17 protein-coding genes are annotated in these 18,653 nt (G+C 60.8%); 10 read left to right on the top strand and 7 right to left on the bottom strand.

Annotated features, from left to right (window positions below; genetic code table 11):
- Positions 1-634: 634 nt before the first annotated feature.
- The 4 genes from BWR18_RS18720 to BWR18_RS18705 all read left to right on the top strand — a co-directional run bounded on the left by BWR18_RS18720 (position 635) and on the right by BWR18_RS18705 (position 3,807).
- Positions 635-1,120 carry a VOC family protein gene (locus tag BWR18_RS18720; protein ID WP_076629912.1) on the top strand — a complete coding sequence of 162 codons (486 nt, stop codon included), beginning with the start codon at positions 635-637 and terminating at the stop codon, positions 1,118-1,120.
- A gap of 218 nt (positions 1,121-1,338) precedes the next feature.
- Positions 1,339-2,445 carry a class II histone deacetylase gene (locus BWR18_RS18715; protein ID WP_076629911.1) on the top strand — a complete coding sequence of 369 codons (1,107 nt, stop codon included), beginning with the start codon at positions 1,339-1,341 and terminating at the stop codon, positions 2,443-2,445.
- Positions 2,446-2,506: 61 nt separating this feature from the next.
- Positions 2,507-3,085, top strand: a complete 579-nt coding sequence (locus tag BWR18_RS18710; protein WP_076629910.1) for a nitroreductase family protein — start codon at positions 2,507-2,509, stop codon at positions 3,083-3,085.
- The gene (locus BWR18_RS18705) at positions 3,082-3,807 is read left to right on the top strand and encodes an EI24 domain-containing protein (RefSeq protein WP_157598837.1); all 726 of its coding nucleotides are present in this window, start codon (positions 3,082-3,084) and stop codon (positions 3,805-3,807) included. Before BWR18_RS18710 ends, BWR18_RS18705 begins: the two co-directional genes overlap by 4 nt.
- Here the strand turns inward: BWR18_RS18705 and BWR18_RS18700 are convergent.
- Both BWR18_RS18700 and mce read right to left on the bottom strand, forming a co-directional pair.
- On the bottom strand, positions 3,758-4,033 hold the full coding sequence (locus BWR18_RS18700) for a DUF1467 family protein (protein ID WP_076629908.1): 276 nt from the start codon (positions 4,031-4,033) through the stop codon (positions 3,758-3,760). The two genes, BWR18_RS18705 and BWR18_RS18700, sit on opposite strands and share 50 nt — an antisense overlap.
- Positions 4,033-4,437: a methylmalonyl-CoA epimerase gene (gene mce, locus BWR18_RS18695; protein ID WP_076630425.1), complete on the bottom strand. Its 405-nt coding sequence runs from the start codon at positions 4,435-4,437 to the stop codon at positions 4,033-4,035. The genes BWR18_RS18700 and mce overlap by 1 nt, the downstream gene beginning before the upstream one ends.
- 128 nt (positions 4,438-4,565) lie before the next feature.
- Here mce and BWR18_RS18690 point away from each other — a divergent pair, with 128 nt between their 5' ends.
- The gene (locus tag BWR18_RS18690) at positions 4,566-5,285 is read left to right on the top strand and encodes a response regulator (RefSeq protein WP_076629907.1); all 720 of its coding nucleotides are present in this window, start codon (positions 4,566-4,568) and stop codon (positions 5,283-5,285) included.
- On the opposite strand, the gene BWR18_RS18685 is transcribed toward BWR18_RS18690, so the two are convergent.
- The 4 genes from BWR18_RS18685 to aspS all read right to left on the bottom strand — a co-directional run bounded on the left by BWR18_RS18685 (position 5,282) and on the right by aspS (position 10,522).
- Positions 5,282-6,022 carry a GNAT family N-acetyltransferase gene (locus BWR18_RS18685; RefSeq protein WP_076629906.1) on the bottom strand — a complete coding sequence of 247 codons (741 nt, stop codon included), beginning with the start codon at positions 6,020-6,022 and terminating at the stop codon, positions 5,282-5,284. The genes BWR18_RS18690 and BWR18_RS18685 overlap by 4 nt on opposite strands.
- A 50-nt stretch (positions 6,023-6,072) precedes the next feature.
- Positions 6,073-7,245: a DUF1501 domain-containing protein gene (locus BWR18_RS18680; protein ID WP_076629905.1), complete on the bottom strand. Its 1,173-nt coding sequence runs from the start codon at positions 7,243-7,245 to the stop codon at positions 6,073-6,075.
- Positions 7,246-7,254: 9 nt separating this feature from the next.
- Positions 7,255-8,646, bottom strand: coding sequence for a DUF1800 domain-containing protein (locus BWR18_RS18675; RefSeq protein WP_076630424.1), 1,392 nt, complete (start codon positions 8,644-8,646; stop codon positions 7,255-7,257).
- A 94-nt stretch (positions 8,647-8,740) separates the two neighbouring features.
- Positions 8,741-10,522, bottom strand: a complete 1,782-nt coding sequence (gene aspS / locus BWR18_RS18670) for an aspartate--tRNA ligase (RefSeq protein WP_076629904.1) — start codon at positions 10,520-10,522, stop codon at positions 8,741-8,743.
- Positions 10,523-10,639: 117 nt separating this feature from the next.
- Here aspS and pcaC point away from each other — a divergent pair, with 117 nt between their 5' ends.
- The 3 genes from pcaC to pcaG are packed head-to-tail and all read left to right on the top strand — an operon-like array spanning position 10,640 to position 12,307.
- Positions 10,640-11,023, top strand: a complete 384-nt coding sequence (gene pcaC, locus BWR18_RS18665) for a 4-carboxymuconolactone decarboxylase (RefSeq protein ID WP_076629903.1) — start codon at positions 10,640-10,642, stop codon at positions 11,021-11,023.
- Positions 10,995-11,738 (top strand): protocatechuate 3,4-dioxygenase subunit beta, encoded by a 744-nt coding sequence (gene pcaH, locus BWR18_RS18660; protein WP_076629902.1) that lies wholly within the window; start codon positions 10,995-10,997, stop codon positions 11,736-11,738. The genes pcaC and pcaH overlap by 29 nt, the downstream gene beginning before the upstream one ends.
- Positions 11,738-12,307, top strand: coding sequence for a protocatechuate 3,4-dioxygenase subunit alpha (pcaG, locus tag BWR18_RS18655; protein ID WP_076629901.1), 570 nt, complete (start codon positions 11,738-11,740; stop codon positions 12,305-12,307). The genes pcaH and pcaG overlap by 1 nt, the downstream gene beginning before the upstream one ends.
- Positions 12,308-12,359: 52 nt before the next feature.
- On the opposite strand, the gene katG is transcribed toward pcaG, so the two are convergent.
- Positions 12,360-14,534 (bottom strand): catalase/peroxidase HPI, encoded by a 2,175-nt coding sequence (gene katG, locus BWR18_RS18650; protein ID WP_076629900.1) that lies wholly within the window; start codon positions 14,532-14,534, stop codon positions 12,360-12,362.
- A 230-nt stretch (positions 14,535-14,764) separates the two neighbouring features.
- Between katG and BWR18_RS18645 the strand changes: the two genes are divergently transcribed.
- Both BWR18_RS18645 and BWR18_RS18640 read left to right on the top strand, forming a co-directional pair.
- Entirely contained in the window at positions 14,765-15,658 is an 894-nt protein-coding gene (locus BWR18_RS18645; protein ID WP_076629899.1) for a hydrogen peroxide-inducible genes activator, read from the top strand.
- A gap of 1,030 nt (positions 15,659-16,688) precedes the next feature.
- Complete coding sequence (locus BWR18_RS18640) at positions 16,689-18,596, top strand: Hint domain-containing protein (protein WP_076629898.1); 1,908 nt, start codon at positions 16,689-16,691, stop codon at positions 18,594-18,596.
- The last annotated feature ends 57 nt before the right edge of the window (positions 18,597-18,653 follow it).

Here is an 18,653-nt window from a genome sequence, read left to right as displayed (position 1 = left end):
GCCCCATAGAACGTAGAGCAAATGGAAAGCACAATCACGACCTCATCGAATGGGAATACTTGGGAGATTGTGCCTGCCAATACTGTCGCGGCAATAATTCTCGCATTGCTATTTTTCTACCTGTTTTTCAGGCACATGCTTTTCACCCTAATGTTAATGGACCTTATTCTTGGTTGGCTTCGCAAGTTTCGTTGGTTCCCAAAAGAAGGCAAGCGCCACAAAACCATCATTCATTGGTTTATCGCGCTAGGTCTATTCTTGGGGTTCCTCGGTGCTGCAGGTTCTGCGGGTTGGCTAGAGTTCATTCCTAAGTAAATCACAGCGTCTTCAGTGGGTGGGTATGGGCTCCAAGCAGTCATTGGCAGACTTGGCACACCCCTTGGCTCGGTGCACGGATGTCCGCCCCCAAACGGCAAAACACGCGCATTTGCACGCCCATTCGCGCAACCCACGCTCTCATCACAATCCGCGCCACATCGCTGGTCTCCGCAAAACACGTCGCGGCCCCGATTGGCGGCGCGCGGCCTGCGGGCACGCCATCGGCGTGTCAACCACCCCGCACCGATGCTGTGCGAAACTGCTTGTGGTCACTGGCGCACACGCTCTCTAGCTTTCAAGGTAAAGGAGACACCGCATGACCGCCCAAGTCCCCGCAGAAACGCGCGTCGGCCACATCCACCTCAAGGTAACCGACCTCAACCGGTCCATCGCCTTCTACAGCGACGTGCTCGGCTTTGCGCTCACCCAGCGCTACGGGGATCAGGCGGCTTTTTTGTCGGCGGGCGGATATCACCACCACATCGGTCTCAACACCTGGCACACGCGCGGGGCAGGCCCGGCGCCCAAGCGCGCGGCCGGTCTTTACCATGTCGCCTTCCTGTTCCCGGATCGCGCGTCGCTTGGTGCCGCCCTCGCCCGCGTGCTGGATCACGGCACCCCGCTCGATGGTGCCGCCGATCACGGCGTGTCCGAAGCGGTCTATATCCGCGATCCCGATGACAACGGCATCGAACTCTACCGCGACCGGCCAGAGGCCGATTGGCCGCGCGATGCGCAGGGCCAACTGGTCATGGTCAACGACCCGCTCGATGTCGCGGCGCTCTTGGCCGAGGGGCGTTAACCCTCTGGTCATGTTTCGCACCGTACGCCCCGTTAATCCCGGTTCCAGTGCATATGCGGTGTACGGGCTGTGCACAGGGTGTGCACGCGCCGTGCATCGTCAAAACCCCTGTTTTGCTTGGCGTTAACCGTGATTCGCGTCGAAATGATCGAACACTCCACCGAACGTTGCGCGGCCGCACGTTTTCCGCCACGTTCAACCCCAAAACCGGAGGGGACATGAGCACCGCATTATTCTGGGACGAGCGCACCATGTGGCATGGCGGCGGCAACTATGCCTTCACCGTTCCCTTGGGCGGTCTGGTGCAACCTCTGGCCGCCGGGGGCCTGCCCGAAAGCCCCGAAACCAAGCGCCGGATGAAGAACCTGATGGACGTCACCGGCCTCACGAACGACCTCCATGTCACCTCTGCCGAGGCAGCAACGCACGACCAACTCCTGCGTGTGCATCCGCAGGAATACCTCAGCAAATTCAAGGCCCTGTCTGATGATCAAGGCGGCGAAATCGGCCACCACGCCCCCTTCGCCAAAGGTGGATACGAGATCGCAGCCCTCGCCGCTGGCCTCACCACAGCTGCCGTCAAAGCGGTGCTGAAAGGCGACCACGAAAACGCCTACGCCCTCGCCCGCCCGCCGGGCCATCACTGCGAGGCGGACACCCCCATGGGCTTCTGTCTCATGGCCAACATCGCCATCGCGATCGAGGCGGCCAAAGCCATCCGGCCCGACCTGCGCGTCGCCGTTCTCGACTGGGACGTCCACCACGGCAATGGCACGGAGTCCCTCTTCTATAACCGCCCAGACATCCTCACCATCTCCCTCCACCAAGAGGGAAATTACCCTTTAGATACCGGTCACTTAGCCGACCGCGGCACAGGCGCCGGAGAGGGCGCGAACCTCAACCTGCCGCTCCCCGCGGGCACCGGTCACACCGCCTATCTTCACGCCATCGACCGCGTCGTCACCCCAGCCATCGAAGCCTTCAATCCCGACCTGATCATCGTGGCCTGCGGCTTTGACGCCGCCGCCGTCGACCCCCTTGCCCGGATGCTCGCCACCGCAGAAACTTTCCGCGAAATGACATTGAAAATCAAAACACTAGCGGAACGCCTGTGTGACGGCAAACTCGTCCTCAGCCACGAGGGCGGGTACTCCGAAATCTACGTCCCCTTCTGCGGCCACGCCACGCTCCAAGCGCTCTCTGGCAGCAAGATCACCGCCCCCGACCCCATGGCCCGCGCCCTGACCAACCGCCAACCGGGACCAAGGTTCGACGCCTTCCTGCGTGGCGAAATTGACCATATGGCGCAACAACTTAACCTCTAACCCCTTGACGTCGCAGCCCTTCGCCACGACATGCAACCCAACATGTAAAAAGGCGTAACATATGCCCGCGAAAAACCAAGCCGCCCTCGATTTCCTCCTCACCCGCCGCTCCCGCCCGGCCAAGACGCTCACCGAACCCGTCCCCGACCGCGCGACACTCGAACAGCTCCTGACCGCCGCCGCCCGCACGCCAGACCACGGAAAGCTGGAACCCTGGCGCTTTATCGTACTGGGCAAAACCGCCATGCCGCGCCTGGCCGAGGCGGCCGAAAAACGCGGGCAATCCCTCGGCCTCGACCCCGATCAAATCGCCAAAGGTCGCAGCCAATTCGACCAAGGGCACCTTGCCGTTGCGGTCATCGAAATCGACCGGAAAGTCGAAAAAATTCCAACACTTGAAATGACTTACTCGGCGGGCGCCGTCTGCCTGTCGCTCCTGAACGCGGCCCTCGCCGCAGGCTGGGGCGCCAATTGGCTCAGCGGCTGGCCCAGCCACGACCGGGGGTTTATGACCGACGCACTCGACCTCGCTGACAACGAACGCATCGCCGGTTTCATCCACATCGGCACCGAAACCTCCACTCCGCCAGAACGCCCCCGCCCCGACGTGCCCGCCATCACAACATGGGTCGACAGATGATCCTCACCGCCTTCTTCTCGGCCCTCGGCCAGATCAGCGACCCGCGCTTCCGCCGGGTCCTGCTCTTGGGCATCGCCCTGACCATCGCGCTGCTGGTCGCCGCCACCACCGGCTTTGTCTGGTTCATCGGCTGGCTCACGGCTGACGGGGTGTCACTGCCATGGATCGGCACAATCACATGGTTGGGCGACATCATCACCTGGAGTTCGTTCTTCCTGTTCCTGGTCCTGTCCATCTTCCTGATGATGCCCGTAGCGTCAGCGATCACCTCGATGTTTCTGGACGAGGTCGCGCAAGCCGTTGAAGACAAACATTATAGCCATCTGCCACCGGCGCAAAACGTCCCCTTCGGTGACGCGCTTGTGGACACGATCAACTTCCTCGGCGTGCTGATCGGGGCCAACATTCTGGCGCTGATCCTCTACGTGATCTTTGCCCCCGCGGCCCCGTTCATCTTCTGGGGGCTGAACGGGTTCCTGCTGGGGCGGGAATACTTCACCCTCGCCGCCATGCGCCGCGTGGGGCGCGCACGGGCCAAGGAGTTGCGCAGCGCTCACAATGGCACCATCTGGCTGGCGGGCACGCTCATGGCGATCCCGCTGTCAATTCCGCTGGTGAACCTGCTGATCCCGATCATCGGGGCCGCCACGTTTACCCATATCTTTCATGCGGTTACAGCGGCTCCAGCGCCCGGTCAAAGAAGTTCATATCGTCCAGACTGATCCACCCGGAAAAGATGATGCCGGCGATGATGATCCACAAAACCAGCGACACCCACGTCACGATCCACGCCTTGCGGCGTGTGTGGTGATGTTCGGGCGCGCCTGCATGGGTGCCCGGCTCGATCTCGCCCAGATCACCTTGGGTCTGCACCTTGATGGGCAGGGCGATCAGGAAACACAGCCACCAGATCACGGCATACAGAACAAGGGCCGAGGTGATGCCCATCAGACCTGCTCAAGCTCGGTCAGGGTGCCGTTCATGTCCTTGGGATGCAGGAACAAAACCGGCTTGCCATGGGCACCGATCTTGGGCTCTCCATCCCCCAGCACACGCAGGCCGCTGGCCTTCAGGTGGTCGCGGGCAGCGATGATGTCTTCGACCTCGTAGCAGACGTGGTGGATGCCGCCCGAGGGATTCTTGTCCAGAAAGCCCTGGATTGGAGAGTTGTCCCCGAGCGGGTAAAGCAACTCGATCTTGGTGTTCGGCAACTCGATGAAAATGACGGTCACACCGTGATCGGGTTCATCCTGCGGCGCACCCACATTGGCGCCCAGCGCGCTGCTGTATTGCGCGGCGGCGGCGTCAAGGTCGGGGACGGCGATGGCGACGTGGTTCAGGCGACCGATCATGTTCATGGGCTCCTTTGGCTTGCGTTTGCGCCCTTATCACCAAGCATCGGGCGAGGTGCAATGTGACGTTAACGCGCTGTTAGGCATGGGCACGTAACGATGAGTCGCAAGAGATTTTGGAGGATCTGATGGACACGACGGACCCGTTCAAGCCAACCTACCCTGCCCCCACGCCCTTGCGCCCCTTGCTGGGCCTGACCGTTCTTGTGATCGAAGACAGCCGCTATGCCTGCGAGGCGATGCGCTTGTTGTGCCTGCGCAGCGGAGCGCGCATCCGGCGGGCCGACACAATGCGCGCCGCCCGGCGACATTTGCAGGTCTATCGACCTTCGGTAGTAATCGTTGATCTGGGCCTGCCCGATGGCAACGGGGCCGATTTGATCCACGAACTTGTGGGTGCCGCGCAACGTCCCGATGTGATCCTTGGGATTTCAGGCGATGCCGACAGCGAGCGTCGCGCCCTTGATGTCGGTGCAGACGGATTCATGGAGAAGCCCGTCGTGTCACTGGCGCAATTTCAGGAATCGATCCTGACCCACCTGCCGGACGACCGCCAACCCCTGGGCCCGCGCGCCCTGCCGGAGGGAGAGGTTGAACCCGATCCTATCGCCTACCGCGATGACATGGTTCACGTCGCCGACGTCCTTGAGGATGCGCAGGATACGCGCGCACTGGACTACGTGGTGCAATTCCTGGGCGGCGTTGCGCGCAGCGCGCAAGATACCGAGCTGTTACGCGCAACTGATGCGCTGGCGGCAAAGCGGGCGCGCGGCGATGCAGCCGCATCCGAGACCGCGGTGATTGCGGGATTGGTGCAGGAGCGTTTGGCCGAAAAGATCGCGATCTAGCCGCGGCTTAACTCCGCCGCGCCCATCGGATCATCGGTCACCCGCACCAACCGGGTCAGGTCGGACAGGCGTTCTTGCTGCACTCCGTCAGCGTCAAAATTGCTGTCCGCCAGCCAGGCACCAAAGGCTTCCTTGAGCGCGGGCCATTCCGCGTCGATGGCGGCAAACCACGCGGTGTCCCGGTTGCGGCCCTTGACGACCGTGGCCTGCCGGAAAATTCCTTCGTAACTGAGGCCCAGCCGCTGGGCCGCGCGGCGCGATCCACCGTTCAACGCGTCGCATTTCCATTCGAACCTGCGATAGCCCGCCTCGAACGCCCACCCCATCATCAAGTACAACGCCTCGGTCGCGGCGCGCGTTTTTTGCAAGGCTGGGCTGAAATTGATGTGCCCCACCTCAATGCTTCCCGCCTCTGGCGCGATGCGCAGGAAACTCGCGACGCCCTCGTAGCATCCGGTCGCGATGTTAAAGACCGCGTAGAATTGCAGGGACGGATCCTGCTCCATGTCGCGCACCCAGCGGTGGTATTGCGATGATGACGAAAAGGGGCCGTAAGGGAGAAAGTCCCAAACCCCATCGTGGCCAACATAGGCGCGGTACAGCAATGCCGCGTGGGTGTCAGCGCGCAACGGCTCAAGCCGCGCATGGCTGCCTGTCAGAACCAGCGTTTCGTCGGGCACAGGTGGCGGCGTCCAGTTTCGAACCGGCGCGGCATTCACGGAATAAATCGCAGTCATGCCGGGACGTTAGGCAAGGTTCTGCCCAAGGCCAAGAGGATTGTCGCCGCTCACAGCAGAAGGCCGGGATCGCCCCCCATATCAAGGCCCGGGAACACCGCACCTTCCAACACGCCCCGATCCAAACCGGTCAATCCGCGCATGACCCACGCCGCATGGGCCCGAACATCGCCCGTCGGCATCAGATCGCGCTGCTGGTAGAGGTCCCCATCGCCAAGGCCTGGCCATTGACCAAAGACATGACCGCCCTTGATCGCGCCACCGGCCAGGAGCATCAGACCACCGGTGCCGTGATCCGTTCCACGGGTGCCGTTCTGTCGGGCCGTGCGGCCAAATTCCGTCATCGCCACGACTGCCGTCTTGCTCCACGTGTTGCCGCGCATCTTGCCACGCAGGGTCACAAGCGTTTCTGCCAGCCGTGTCAAAGCCTTGTCCAGGTGCCGTTCCTGACCCGCATGCGTGTCCCACCCGTTGAGCGAGAATGCCGCGATGCGCGCATCTTCGGACAAGCGGGCCGCGGCGAACTGTGCAATCTCCAGATGCTCGCCCTTCAACTGCTCATTGTCGCTATCGCTGACCTGCGACAACACCTGCGCCTCTGCCAGTGCTGCATGCAGCGCCGGATCGCTTTCGGTGACAAGCTCAAGCAACCGAACCGCCTGCGGGCTGATGTCCAACTCGGCCTCCGGCGACCAATTCGCCACCTCCGCACGGCCCTGGACAAGGCGCATGTCGCTGTGACCAAGGGCAAAGGCCGTCTGCGACGTCACCCCCGGAACGGCCTGCAACATGCGGTTCAGCCATCCGTCCCGCACCCCGGCCATGGTCGTCGTTCCCGCCTCAAGCAGATCCTGACCGTCGAAATGACTGCGCTTGTCGCGATAGGGGGTCGACACTGCATGCACGAAGGACAGCTGGCCCGCATCCCACATCGGCATCAATGGCGCGAGGCTGGGGTGCAGCGCAAAATAGCCATCCAGGTCCAGCGCACCGCCCTCGGGGCCTGGGGACATTTCGCCTCGCAATGCCCGGAAAGCAGGATCGCCATAGGGCCGCACGACGTCCAACCCGTCCATCCCGCCGCGCAGGATGATCACCACGAACCGCGTGTCCCAAGGGGCTGCGGCAAATGTGACGGGCGTCAAAAGCGGACTGGCCGCCAACGAACAGCCGATCAACCCGGTGCGGGCCAGAAAGTCGCGGCGAGAGACGGAAGAGGGCATCACGTTCTCCTATCTGCGCTGAAACGCGGGGGACATCAGGACGAGGCCAATGGCTTCTGACCGCGTTTCGGCGGCCCCGGCAGCAAAGCGCACCGGCTCAGTGGCAAAATCGCCAAGCGCATGGTCCACAAAGTCGCGCGGATCCGGCAACGGATCGACCAACTCGCCCGGAAAGGCCATCGCCCAGGACACGCGCAGGGCAAGCCCCTGCGGCGTAATCCATTCCGGGTCTTCCTCGGCCCACCCATCTGGCCCGCTCGGTGTTTCCCACCGCTGGCCCATGTTGAACAAGGGCTGCATGAAAATGCGTCTGATCCACCGTTGCTCTTGATCGGCAAAGGACGCAGGCGGCACCGCAAGTGCGCGCAGCGCAGAGGACATGAAATCAATGGGCGGCTTGATATTGGACAGCTCGCGTGTCCACACGGACGGATGCGACAACAGCGCCTCGTAAACAGGCATCAAAGCGCCATTATGTTCCAAAAACGCTGTCTCCATCGCATCAATCAACGCGGGATCCGGCGCGTCGCTGCCAAAATGTATCGCCAGCTTGGTCGCAATGTGGCGGGCCGTTGCAGGATGGAGCGCAAGGTCCGTCAAAACCGTACGAACTGTGTTCAGGTTTGCAGTCTCGCTATACGTGACGCCCAAAACAGTCTCTGCGCCCGGTTCCGCGAGCCGCTTTTGAAATTTCATCCCGTTGCGCGCGTCAAACGTAAGCCCGGTCAGCAACTCTGCAAGTTCGGTCACGTCCGTCTGGGTATAAGGCCCATCCACGCCCAGAGTGTGCAGCTCAAGCAGTTCACGGGCGAGGTTTTCGTTCAGCCCGACCTTGCGGTTCTGGCCGATACGCTCTGCACGCTGGCTGTTTGGCCCGATGGACACCCGTTGGTCCAGGTAATCGACCATCAGCGGATGCGTCACCGCCTCGATCAGCAATTCTTCGAAATTGCCTGCAATGAAAGGGCGAATGGCATCCTCGATGTAAGGGGACGTGCCGCGCCGGATGACACCCCGCTTGCCCATGGCCGTGAAATGATCGGCCCAAAAGGCCACGATCCGCTCGCGAAAGGCGGTTTCGGTATGAGCCCGCCGCAGCATTGTATGACCAAGCCAAACGGCCAGATCCTCGCGCGCTTCCTTGTTCAGCACATTGCGGCGCTTGCGCGCTTCCGCTGCCAGCGGCGTGCCACGGTTTTTTCGGCGAATGGCGACCTGCTCACTCACCTCGACCATGCGCGATCGAAAGTCGTGAAAGCTCTGGATCGGAAATCTTTGCGCCATCACGTCCGGACCGGTCAGCCCGGACAGCATGGCCGACACGTCCTGTGGCGCCGCATATTCCGGCGACACACCATAGCCAAAACGGATTTCAGCAAGTTGAGGGTCGAAAGAACGCACGACAGTCACCCGGTGCTGTGGACTCACGACGCAAAGATAGCATCGCAGCCCCTCTTTTGCACCGGGGACCGCGATAACATGTGCGTTTCTTTGCCTAGTCCTGCGGAATGACCCGCAGGCCCAGTTCCATCAGCTGATCGCTGGTGGGATCGTTGGGCGCGTCCATCATCAGGTCCTCGGCCCGCTGGTTCATCGGGAACAGGATCACCTCGCGGATATTCTGTTCGCCCGCCAGCAGCATCACGATCCGGTCGATACCGGCTGCACAGCCACCGTGGGGCGGCGCGCCGTATTGGAACGCGTTGACCATACCGCCGAACCGCTTGCGCACTTCGGCCTCGTCGTAGCCTGCGATTTCAAACGCCTTGAACATGATCTCGGGACGGTGGTTCCGGATAGCGCCCGACACCAGCTCATAGCCGTTACAGGCAAGGTCATACTGGTAGCCCAGCACCTTCAGCGGATCGCCCTGCAGCGCCTCCATCCCGCCTTGAGGCATGGAGAACGGGTTGTGTTCAAAGTCGATCTTGCCGGTTTCCTCGTCCGCCTCGTAGATCGGGAAGTCCACGATCCAGGCAAACGCAAAGCGATCCTGGTCGATGAGGTTCAGCTCTTCGCCGATGACGTTGCGGGCGCGGCCCGCGATGGCCTCGAATGCCTTGGGTTTGCCGCCCAGAAAGAAAGCCGCGTCACCGACGCCCAGACCCAATTGCTGCCGGATGGCTTCGGTGCGTTCGGGGCCGATGTTCTTGGCCAGCGGGCCAGCCGCTTCCATTCCCTCGCCCTGATCGCGCCAGAAGATGTAGCCCATTCCGGGCAACCCTTCCTTTTGCGCATAGGCGTTCATGCGGTCGCAAAACTTGCGGCTGCCGCCCGTGGGCGCGGGGATGGCGCGGATTTCGGTGCCGTCCTGCTCAAGCAGCTTGGCAAAGATGGCAAAGCCGGAGCCGCGGAAATGCTCCGACACGACCTGCATCTTGATCGGGTTGCGCAGGTCGGGTTTGTCGCTGCCATACCACAGTGCCGCATCACGGTAGCTGATCTGCGCCCATGTCTCGGGCGCATCCACCTTCTTGCCGCCACCGAACTCTTCGAACACACCGGCCAGCACAGGCGCAACGGTGTCGAACACGTCCTGTTGCTCAACAAAGGACATCTCCATGTCCAGCTGGTAAAAGTCGGTGGGCGAGCGGTCGGCGCGCGGGTCCTCGTCGCGGAAACAGGGCGCGATCTGGAAATACTTGTCAAAGCCCGACACCATCAGCAGCTGCTTGAACTGCTGCGGCGCCTGCGGCAGGGCATAGAACTTGCCGGGATGCAGACGCGAGGGCACAAGGAAATCGCGCGCACCTTCGGGTGAGGACGCCGTGATGATCGGCGTCTGGTACTCGCGGAATGCCTTATCCCACATGCGCTTGCGGATCGACGCGACAACGTCGCTGCGCAGCTTCATGTTCTCCTGCATCTTCTCGCGCCGCAGGTCCAAATAGCGATAGGTCAGGCGCGTCTCTTCCGGGTATTCCTGATCACCGAACACCATCAGCGGCAGTTCCGCCGATTGGCCCAGAACCTCCAGATCGCGGATATAGACCTCAATCTCGCCCGTGGGCAGCTTGGGGTTGATCAGGCTTTCGTCCCGCGCCTTCACGTTGCCGTCGATGCGGATGCACCATTCGCTGCGCACCTTCTCGACCTCTGCAAACACCGGGCTGTCAGGATCACACAACACCTGCGTCACGCCGTAATGGTCGCGCAGGTCGATGAACAGCACGCCACCATGGTCGCGGACCCGGTGGACCCAGCCCGACAAGCGCACGGTATCACCCACATTGGCCGAGGTCAGAGCGGCGCAGGAGTGAGAACGGTAGGCATGCATGGCGGTGTCCCTTCGGGGCTACGGTTTTGATCGGCGCAGATACACCGGGGGCGGGGTGGAAAGTCAAGGCGACAACGCGGTTTGGGCCATGCTATCACGGACAAAAGGGAGGGTCAGATGGACGACAAATGGGCCAAGGGTATGAGGGTGCGCCGCACGGTGCTGGGCGACGCCCATGTGGACCAGGCAGAGGCTGTTAAAACCCCCTTCGATGCGCCGTTCCAGGAGTTGATCACCGAAGGGGCCTGGGGCACGGTGTGGGCCAGCGACGCCATCCCCCTGCGGGAACGGTCGATGCTCACCCTTGCCGTGCTGGCCGCGACCGGCAATTTCGACGAAATCCCAATGCACATCCGCGCCACCGCACGCACCGGCGCCACGCCAAGCGACGTGGCCGAAGCGCTGCAGCATGTTGCCGTCTATGCGGGTGTCCCACGCGCCAACCGCGCCCTGAAGATCGCCAAGGAGACCTATGCCGAGATGGAGGCCGAGGGTGACTGACCCGCTCAACCCCCGCGACCGCACTTGGCACCCGGCCGCCTATTTCCCCGACTACAAATCCAGCATCCACCGGTCCCCGCAAAAACCGCTGGTCAAGGTGCCGCAATCCCCCACCGAGGATCACGGACCCGTATTTGGGCACGATATACTCGGTCCCCTCGACAACGACCTGATCCGCAACTTTGCCGCTCCCGAGCAGATGGCCATTGGCCCGCGACTGATCGTGCATGGGCGCGTCATGGACGAAAACGCACGGCCCGTGCCCGGTACGCTGGTCGAGGTCTGGCAGGCCAATGCAGGCGGGCGCTACCGTCACGCGAAGGAAGGCTACCTTGCCCCGCTCGATCCGAACTTCGGCGGCTGCGGGCGCATGATCACCGATGACGAAGGAACCTACCGCTTCATGACGGTCCAACCCGGCCCCTACCCATGGGCAAACGGCCCTAATTCCTGGCGGCCCCCGCATATCCATTTCTCGGTCTTCGGTCACAGCTTTGCGCAACGCCTGATCACACAGATGTATTTCGAAGGCGACCCGCTCATCCCGCTGTGCCCCATCGTGCGCGCCATCTCGGACCCTGCGGCCATCGACCAACTGACGGCCCGCCTCGATATGGCGGGCGCAGCACCAATGGACGCGCTCGCCTACCGATTTGACATCATTCTGCGGGGGCGCGGATCGACCCTGTTCGAAAACCGGATGGAGGGGAATTGATGCCCGCACAACAGCTGAAGGAAAGCCCGTCGCAAACAGCGGGGCCTTACGTGCACATCGGCTGCACCCCAAATTTTGCTGGTGTGACAGGCGTGTATGCTAACGACCCGGGCGCCACGATGATAACGGACACGGTCGAAGGTCAGCGGGTCACCATCACCGGCACCGTGTTCGACGGACAAGGCGCGCCGCTCACCGATGCGCTGGTCGAGATCTGGCAGGCGGACGCAACCGGCCGGTTCGGCGCGACAAACAGCGGCTTTACCGGTTGGGGCCGATGCCCAGCAGACCAAAGCACCGGGCAATGGCGGTTCGATACCATCCGGCCAGGCCCAACAGGCGCCGGTGCCGCGCATATCACCTTCTGGATCGTCGCGCGCGGCATCAATGTGGGCCTGCACACGCGCATGTATTTCCCCGATGACCCCCTGCTGGCCAGTGATCCATGGCTGTCAATTGTCGAGGACGTACGCCGCGACACCCTGATCGCCAAAGGGTCTGCCGACGGGCAATTCCACTTCGACATTCACCTGCAGGGGCGGAACGAAACCGTCTTTTTCGACGCCTGAAACGCAAAACGCGGGCCACAAAGGGCCCGCGTCTCACGTTATTCATAACCGCTTACAGCAGATCGAAACGGTCGTTTTCCATCACTTTGGTCCAGGCAGCGACAAAGTCCTTCACGAACTTCTCGGCGTTGTCGTCCTGGGCATAGACCTCGGCATAGGCGCGCAGGATCGAGTTCGAGCCAAAGACAAGGTCTGCGCTGGTCGCGGTGAACTTGATCTGGCCGGTCGCACGGTCCCGCAGCTCGTAGGTGCCGTCGTCAATCGCGTGCCAGCTATAGGCCATATCGGTCAGGTTGACGAAAAAGTCCGGCGTCAACTGGCCCACACGGTTGGTGAACACACCGTGGTTCGACCCGCCATGGTTCGTGCCCAACACACGCATCCCGCCCAGCAGAACGGTCATCTCCTGCGCGTTCAGACCCATAAGCTGCGCCCGGTCCAGCGTCATTTCCTCGGGGCTGATGGCCAGATCGTTCTTGGCATAGTTGCGAAAGCCATCGGCATGCGGTTCCAGCACATCAAAGCTTTCGGCATCCGTCATCTCGTCCGTGGCGTCGCCCCGACCAGGGGTAAAGGGCACGTCGATGTCGAACCCGGCCGCCTTGGCCGCCGCTTCGACACCCACGTTGCCCGCCAGCACGATCACATCGGCAACCGACGCGCCTGTGTCCGCCGCAATCGGCTCAAGGGCTGCCAGCACGGCATCCAGACGCTCGGGTTCATTGCCTTCCCACGTGCGTTGGGGGGCCAGGCGGATGCGGGCACCATTGGCACCGCCCCGCTTGTCCGATCCACGGAAGGTGCGGGCGCTGTCCCAGGCCGTCGCGATCAGATCGGCGTGGCTGATGCCGCTGTCGGCAATCTTCGCCTTCACCGCGTCCACATCATAGCTGGTGGGGCCTGCGGGGATCGGATCTTGCCAGATCAGATCCTCGGCGGGGACGTCGGGGCCGATATAGTTGGCGCGGGGGCCCATATCGCGGTGGGTCAGCTTGAACCACGCGCGGGCGAACATGTCGCGGAAGTACGCTTCGTCCGCCATGAACTTTTCGCAGATCGCGCGATAGGCCGGGTCGACCTTCATCGCCATGTCGGCATCCGTCATCATCGGCATGGTGCGGGTCGTGCCGTCACCGGCATCAACGGGCATGTCCTCTTCCTTGATGTCGATGGGCTTCCACTGATGGGCGCCAGCGGGCGACTTGGTCAGTTCCCACTCATACCCGAAAAGCAGCTTGAAATAGCCCATATCGAACTTGGTCGGCTCGGTTGTCCAGGCCCCTTCGATGCCGGACGTGATCAGCGAATCCGCCTTGTCCGTCTGGCTGGGGTTGGTCCAGCCCATGCCCTGCGACTCGATTCCTGCACCTTCGGGCTCGGCCCCCAAGGCACCCGCGTCGCCATTGCCGTGCGCCTTGCCGACAGTGTGGCCACCCGCGGTCAGGGCTGCCGTCTCCTCGTCATTCATCGCCATGCGGGCAAATGTTTCGCGCACGTGCAGCGCGGTGCGGGCAGGATCAGGATTGCCGTTCACACCTTCGGGGTTCACATAGATCAGGCCCATGTGTACAGCCGCGAGCGGGTTCGCCATGGTCGACGGATCGTCCAGATCCTCGTACCGGTTTTCGGACGGAGCAAGCCACTCGCCTTCCTCCCCCCAGTTGATGTCGATACCAGGCGCCCACGTGTCAGCGCGGCCAAAGCCAAAGCCAAATGTCTTCAAGCCCATGGATTCATAAGCAATGTTACCGGCCAGCAGCATCAGGTCGGCCCAGGACAGGGCATTGCCGTACTTCTTCTTGATCGGCCACAGCAAACGGCGTGCCTTGTCCAGGCTGGCGTTGTCCGGCCACGAGTTCAGCGGGGCAAAGCGCTGGTCACCGGCCGAGCCGCCACCGCGACCGTCCTGCATCCGGTAGGTACCCGCCGCGTGCCAGGCCATGCGGATCATGAAGCCGCCGTAATGCCCCCAATCCGCTGGCCACCAAGGCTGGCTGTCGGTCATCAGGGCGTGCAGGTCGGCTTTGACAGCGTCGAAATCCAGCCCCTTCACCGCTTCGCGATAGTCGAAATCGGGGTCCATCGGATCGACCCGTGCGCCGTGCTGGTGCAGCACCTCGACCTTCAGGGCGTTTGGCCACCAATCCTTGTTGGTGCGTCCGCCAAATGTGCTGGCCAGGCTTGCGCCATGCATGACGGGGCATTTGCCAATATCGTTGCCGTCCATGTCAGTCTCCGTTTTTGCTGCTTTGGTGTCGGTGCTGCCGCGACATCTAAGGCCAGTTGAGAATCATTCTAGACTTGTCTTCAGATTCATTTGCCGCCCCGCTGCCGCGCGTCTGGATGCCTCCGATTCGGTTGAAGTATCAGTGAACCGGCAGTGTGTACGTCGCACGATAAAGCCCATCATTGATTATGAGAAGTTGCATTTTTCAATCGCTGTAATAACTAAATCCTATGAATATTACGCTCCGACAATTGCGATACTTCAAAGCGCTCACGCAAGAACTGCACTTTGGCCGTGCCGCCGAAAGATGCGCCATTTCCCAACCCGCCCTGTCTGTCCAGATCCGCGAATTGGAAGACGCTCTTGGCCTTGAGCTTTTTGAACGTCAGCCCCGGGCCCTCCGCCTCACCCCACGGGGCGAAGAGTTTGCGGGGCAGGCCAACGCCATCCTGCAAGGGGTGGACGAGTTGGGCGACTGGGCCGCATCGGCACGGGACAGCGCATTGGGCCGCCTGCGTCTGGGCGTGATACCGACCGTCGCGCCCTACCTGTTGCCCAATCTCATCAGCCAACTGACCCAAACATACCCGCAGATTGACCTGCATGTGCGCGAGACCGTCACCCCCCGCCTGATCGACGAACTGACAGATGGCCAGCTTGATGCTGCCATCGTCGCCTTGCCATTGGACGAACCCACGCTGGTCGAAACGCCTGTTTTTTCCGAAGAAATGGTACTGGTCAGGCCCGACACCGATGCCGATGCGCGCCCCGTGGCGCTTGATGAACTGGCCAAGATGCGCCTGCTGCTGCTGGAAGAAGGGCACTGTTTCCGCGACCAGGCCATGTCGTTCTGCAACATCAACCCCAACCGGCCACGCGGGGGCCTCGATGGCAGTTCGCTCGGCACGCTGGTGCAAATGGTCGGCGCAGGGATCGGGGTGACGCTGATCCCGGACATGGCCATCGACGTCGAAACCCGGTCGGCACCGGTCTGCATCAACCGCTTCTCCGGCGCGGCCCCCGGTCGGTCCATAGGTGTCGTATGGCGCGCCACCAACCCGATGGGGCCAGCATTGCAGGATCTGGTTCCACTGGTGCGACAGGCTGCCGGGCATGAGGGCTGAAACGGGAAACGCCGCCCCGAAGGACGGCGTTTTTGGTTGCGGGAGGGCGCAACCGCGGCAGCCTACCCCCGCTGAAATGTCTGGTCTAGATTGATCACATGTTTGATTTAGGGTCAGGACCCATTGATTTCCGCTTTGCAGCGTGAGCGCGCTTTGTCCTGAGAACTGTGAGTTCGCTGCACTTCAGGCTTTGCACCCGCAGCGAAAGTCCGGAATGACGGGCCGCGACGCAGCATGTTGACCATGTGGTGGAGGTCCGCAATGGGCCGCTCTCATCAGAGTGTGGCCAGGTCGGCAGCGCGATGTTGCACTGGCGCCGAAGTCGGCTGAGCGCCCAAACGATCGAATGCTGCACTGCGTGCCAATGTCCGCTCTTCAAGTAGCGGTTAAAAACACGACAGAACCAAAGCTGGTTTTTGCCCAGGGTTTGTGCTCCAGGATTTTCCAGAGCTTTCAGCATGCAGCCAGCCCCTGCTAAAAACCACTAATTTGTACAACTGCGGACAGATTACAAAACCTTTGTGGTCAAGGCCGCTTTGAGATGGCGCATCGACAGAGCCCCCAAGTGGCGTGTTCGGTTGCAGCCTGAATGTCGACCTGTGCAAATCAAGTCTACGCCTCTGTTTTCGCTCACTTAGCCGCTACTGGGAGATCGGCCCCACCTCCGCCGGCTTCATCGATTCAGCACTGCAGACTTGCACAGAAATTCGACTCTACGCGAAAAAATGCCACCCGATTGCTCGCGTCTGTCGTGTGCTTGCTGGGCTTTTTGCAGCATCGCACTATACCCGTGATGCGTGTATGTTACTTGCAAGTTGCGTCGCCGTGACGAGATTCTATTGTGAATGCTGGTCGTTGGTCGCGCTTGAAAACATTAGCTCAGCGCGATGAAGCTATGATCTGAATGCGGTTCATCAGGTTGCGCTATCGATGAATTCAGAACGTCGCCGGAGAAACCTTACTTCGCTTCCGTTTCCAGCAAGGTGAGTTTTTCAAGCAAATCTGATTAAGAGATTGAAGGACACCGACCGTGGCAAACGTGACAGGCAGTAACAACACTGGCGGTGTTAACCAAGACCCCGACAACACGTTTGAAGCGGGTAACTTTTGGTTTGAATGGATTGAATTCCCAAGCTTGTCCAACAACAGCCTGGCAGCAGCGGGCTTCAACATCTCTGACGGCTCATTGGGTCCCGGCCAAACGGTCTATAACGCAGGTACGTCGGACACCCTGAACTTGCCCACCCAGTCCGGCACACTGGGAAACGACAACAATTTCTTTGGGCTTCGCATCTCCACGACCCTCGAGGTCGAGAACGGTGGCGAATACACATTTACGCTCAATTCCGACGACGGTTCGCGGCTATATGTGAACGGCCAGGAAGTCGTTGAAAGCGATCAGGCGCGGCCCGTCGGAACAATCGAAACAGGCAGTGTGACGCTCGGGCCCGGCCAACACGAGATCGTCATCATCTATTACGAAGCTGCCGGACAAGTTGGCCTGTTTTCCACGATTGACGGACCGGACTATGCGGGACCGACGGATCTGGAAGACGCCAATATCTCCGCCAACGCCGGGGATGATACGATTTCCACCGGCGAAGGGTTCGACAACGTCTCCGCAGGTGACGGCGCAGATGTCATCACGGATGACGGGGATGGCGGCAGCTTTAGTGGAGGCGCTGGAAACGACACGATAACGGTTACTGGCAATGTCGTCACTGTCGACATTGATGCCGGAGCAGATGATGACGCAGTCACAGTCTTTAACGCAGTCGGATCGTCGAACACAATCAATCTGGGTGACGGGAATGACACGTTTACCGGGGGTGACGCCGCCGACACGGTCACCGGCGATGAAGGTGCTGATGTCATCAGCTCTGGCGCTGGAAACGATCTGCTGGATGGTGGTTCCGGTGATGACACGTTCAATCTGTTCACAGGAGACGACACGATAACCGGTGGCCTCGGCAACGATGTCTTCAATGAAGGTGCCGGTGAAGGCGCAGACATCATTACCGATTTCAATGTCGGCAACACCGGCTCGATCAATGACGGAGACCAATCAAACAACGACTTCGTAGACCTAAGCGGTTTCTATAACACAACAACGCTGACCGGTGTGAATGGGGTCGGTGGCAACTTTGGAAATGCTCTGGCCATGATGCGAGCAGACGCCGCGGATGGCCAATTGGATGGCATCATCGGTGGGGTCAACTACACGGCGCAAATCGGAGATGTTGATCTCACTTTGCAAGACGGTGCTGGCGGCACGGTGACTGGCGACGACCTGACCTTCGACAACACCAATGTCGTTTGTTTCGCCAAAGGGACATGGATCAAAACCGTAAGGGGGGAGCGGCACATCGAGGAACTGCGGATTGGTGACCGTGTCTTGACGATGGACAACGGATACCAGGACATCCGATGGATGGGCGGCACACAGGTCTCCTCTGAAACACTTTCCGAAAATCCGAAACTGAGACCAATCCGCATTCGTGCAGGGGCACTCGGGAGCGGTCTTCCGAATAGTGATCTGATGGTTTCGCGACAGCACCGCGTCCTGGTGCGATCAGCGATTGCGATACGAATGTTTGATGCCGATGAGGTCCTCATCCCGGCAATCAAGCTATTGGATATCGAAGGCATCGATATTGTCGACGATCTGCAAGATGTCACATATTTTCACATGCTCTTTGATCGCCACGAGATTGTGTTTTCAAATGGCGCGCCGACGGAAAGCCTGTTTACCGGCCCCGAAGCACTAAAATCTGTGTCCGGTGATGCACAAAGGGAGATTGCAAACTTGTTCCCCGAAATCTTGGACCCTCATTATGTCGCGACGAGCGCCCGCTTTATCCCCGAGCAAGGCAAACGGATGCAAAACCTGGTAAAAAGGCATCAGAAAAATCGCAAGTATTTGCTATCATTCAAATAAGAAAGTGTGCGTAACAAAAGACCTCCGGTTACTGGGGTGGACATGTACCGCAATGAG

Origin of the sequence: Tateyamaria omphalii, from assembly GCF_001969365.1 — a bacterium.
GTDB lineage: Bacteria > Pseudomonadota > Alphaproteobacteria > Rhodobacterales > Rhodobacteraceae > Tateyamaria > Tateyamaria omphalii_A.
The sequence above is the reverse complement of the archived record's forward strand: the minus strand, read 5'-3'. Positions and strand labels throughout refer to the sequence as shown.

What these genes read in the sequence shown, in the direction of transcription:
- BWR18_RS18720 (WP_076629912.1), top strand. Translation starts at nt 635, where the DNA reads ATGACCGCCCAAGTCCCCGCAGAAACGCGCGTCGGCCACATCCACCTC.
- BWR18_RS18715 (WP_076629911.1), top strand. Translation starts at nt 1,339, where the DNA reads ATGAGCACCGCATTATTCTGGGACGAGCGCACCATGTGGCATGGCGGC.
- BWR18_RS18710 (WP_076629910.1), top strand. Translation starts at nt 2,507, where the DNA reads ATGCCCGCGAAAAACCAAGCCGCCCTCGATTTCCTCCTCACCCGCCGC.
- BWR18_RS18705 (WP_157598837.1), top strand. Translation starts at nt 3,082, where the DNA reads ATGATCCTCACCGCCTTCTTCTCGGCCCTCGGCCAGATCAGCGACCCG.
- BWR18_RS18700 (WP_076629908.1), bottom strand. Translation starts at nt 4,033, where the DNA reads ATGGGCATCACCTCGGCCCTTGTTCTGTATGCCGTGATCTGGTGGCTG.
- mce (WP_076630425.1), bottom strand. Translation starts at nt 4,437, where the DNA reads ATGATCGGTCGCCTGAACCACGTCGCCATCGCCGTCCCCGACCTTGAC.
- BWR18_RS18690 (WP_076629907.1), top strand. Translation starts at nt 4,566, where the DNA reads ATGGACACGACGGACCCGTTCAAGCCAACCTACCCTGCCCCCACGCCC.
- BWR18_RS18685 (WP_076629906.1), bottom strand. Translation starts at nt 6,022, where the DNA reads ATGACTGCGATTTATTCCGTGAATGCCGCGCCGGTTCGAAACTGGACG.
- BWR18_RS18680 (WP_076629905.1), bottom strand. Translation starts at nt 7,245, where the DNA reads ATGCCCTCTTCCGTCTCTCGCCGCGACTTTCTGGCCCGCACCGGGTTG.
- aspS (WP_076629904.1), bottom strand. Translation starts at nt 10,522, where the DNA reads ATGCATGCCTACCGTTCTCACTCCTGCGCCGCTCTGACCTCGGCCAAT.
- pcaC (WP_076629903.1), top strand. Translation starts at nt 10,640, where the DNA reads ATGGACGACAAATGGGCCAAGGGTATGAGGGTGCGCCGCACGGTGCTG.
- pcaH (WP_076629902.1), top strand. Translation starts at nt 10,995, where the DNA reads ATGCCGAGATGGAGGCCGAGGGTGACTGACCCGCTCAACCCCCGCGAC.
- pcaG (WP_076629901.1), top strand. Translation starts at nt 11,738, where the DNA reads ATGCCCGCACAACAGCTGAAGGAAAGCCCGTCGCAAACAGCGGGGCCT.
- katG (WP_076629900.1), bottom strand. Translation starts at nt 14,534, where the DNA reads ATGGACGGCAACGATATTGGCAAATGCCCCGTCATGCATGGCGCAAGC.
- BWR18_RS18645 (WP_076629899.1), top strand. Translation starts at nt 14,765, where the DNA reads ATGAATATTACGCTCCGACAATTGCGATACTTCAAAGCGCTCACGCAA.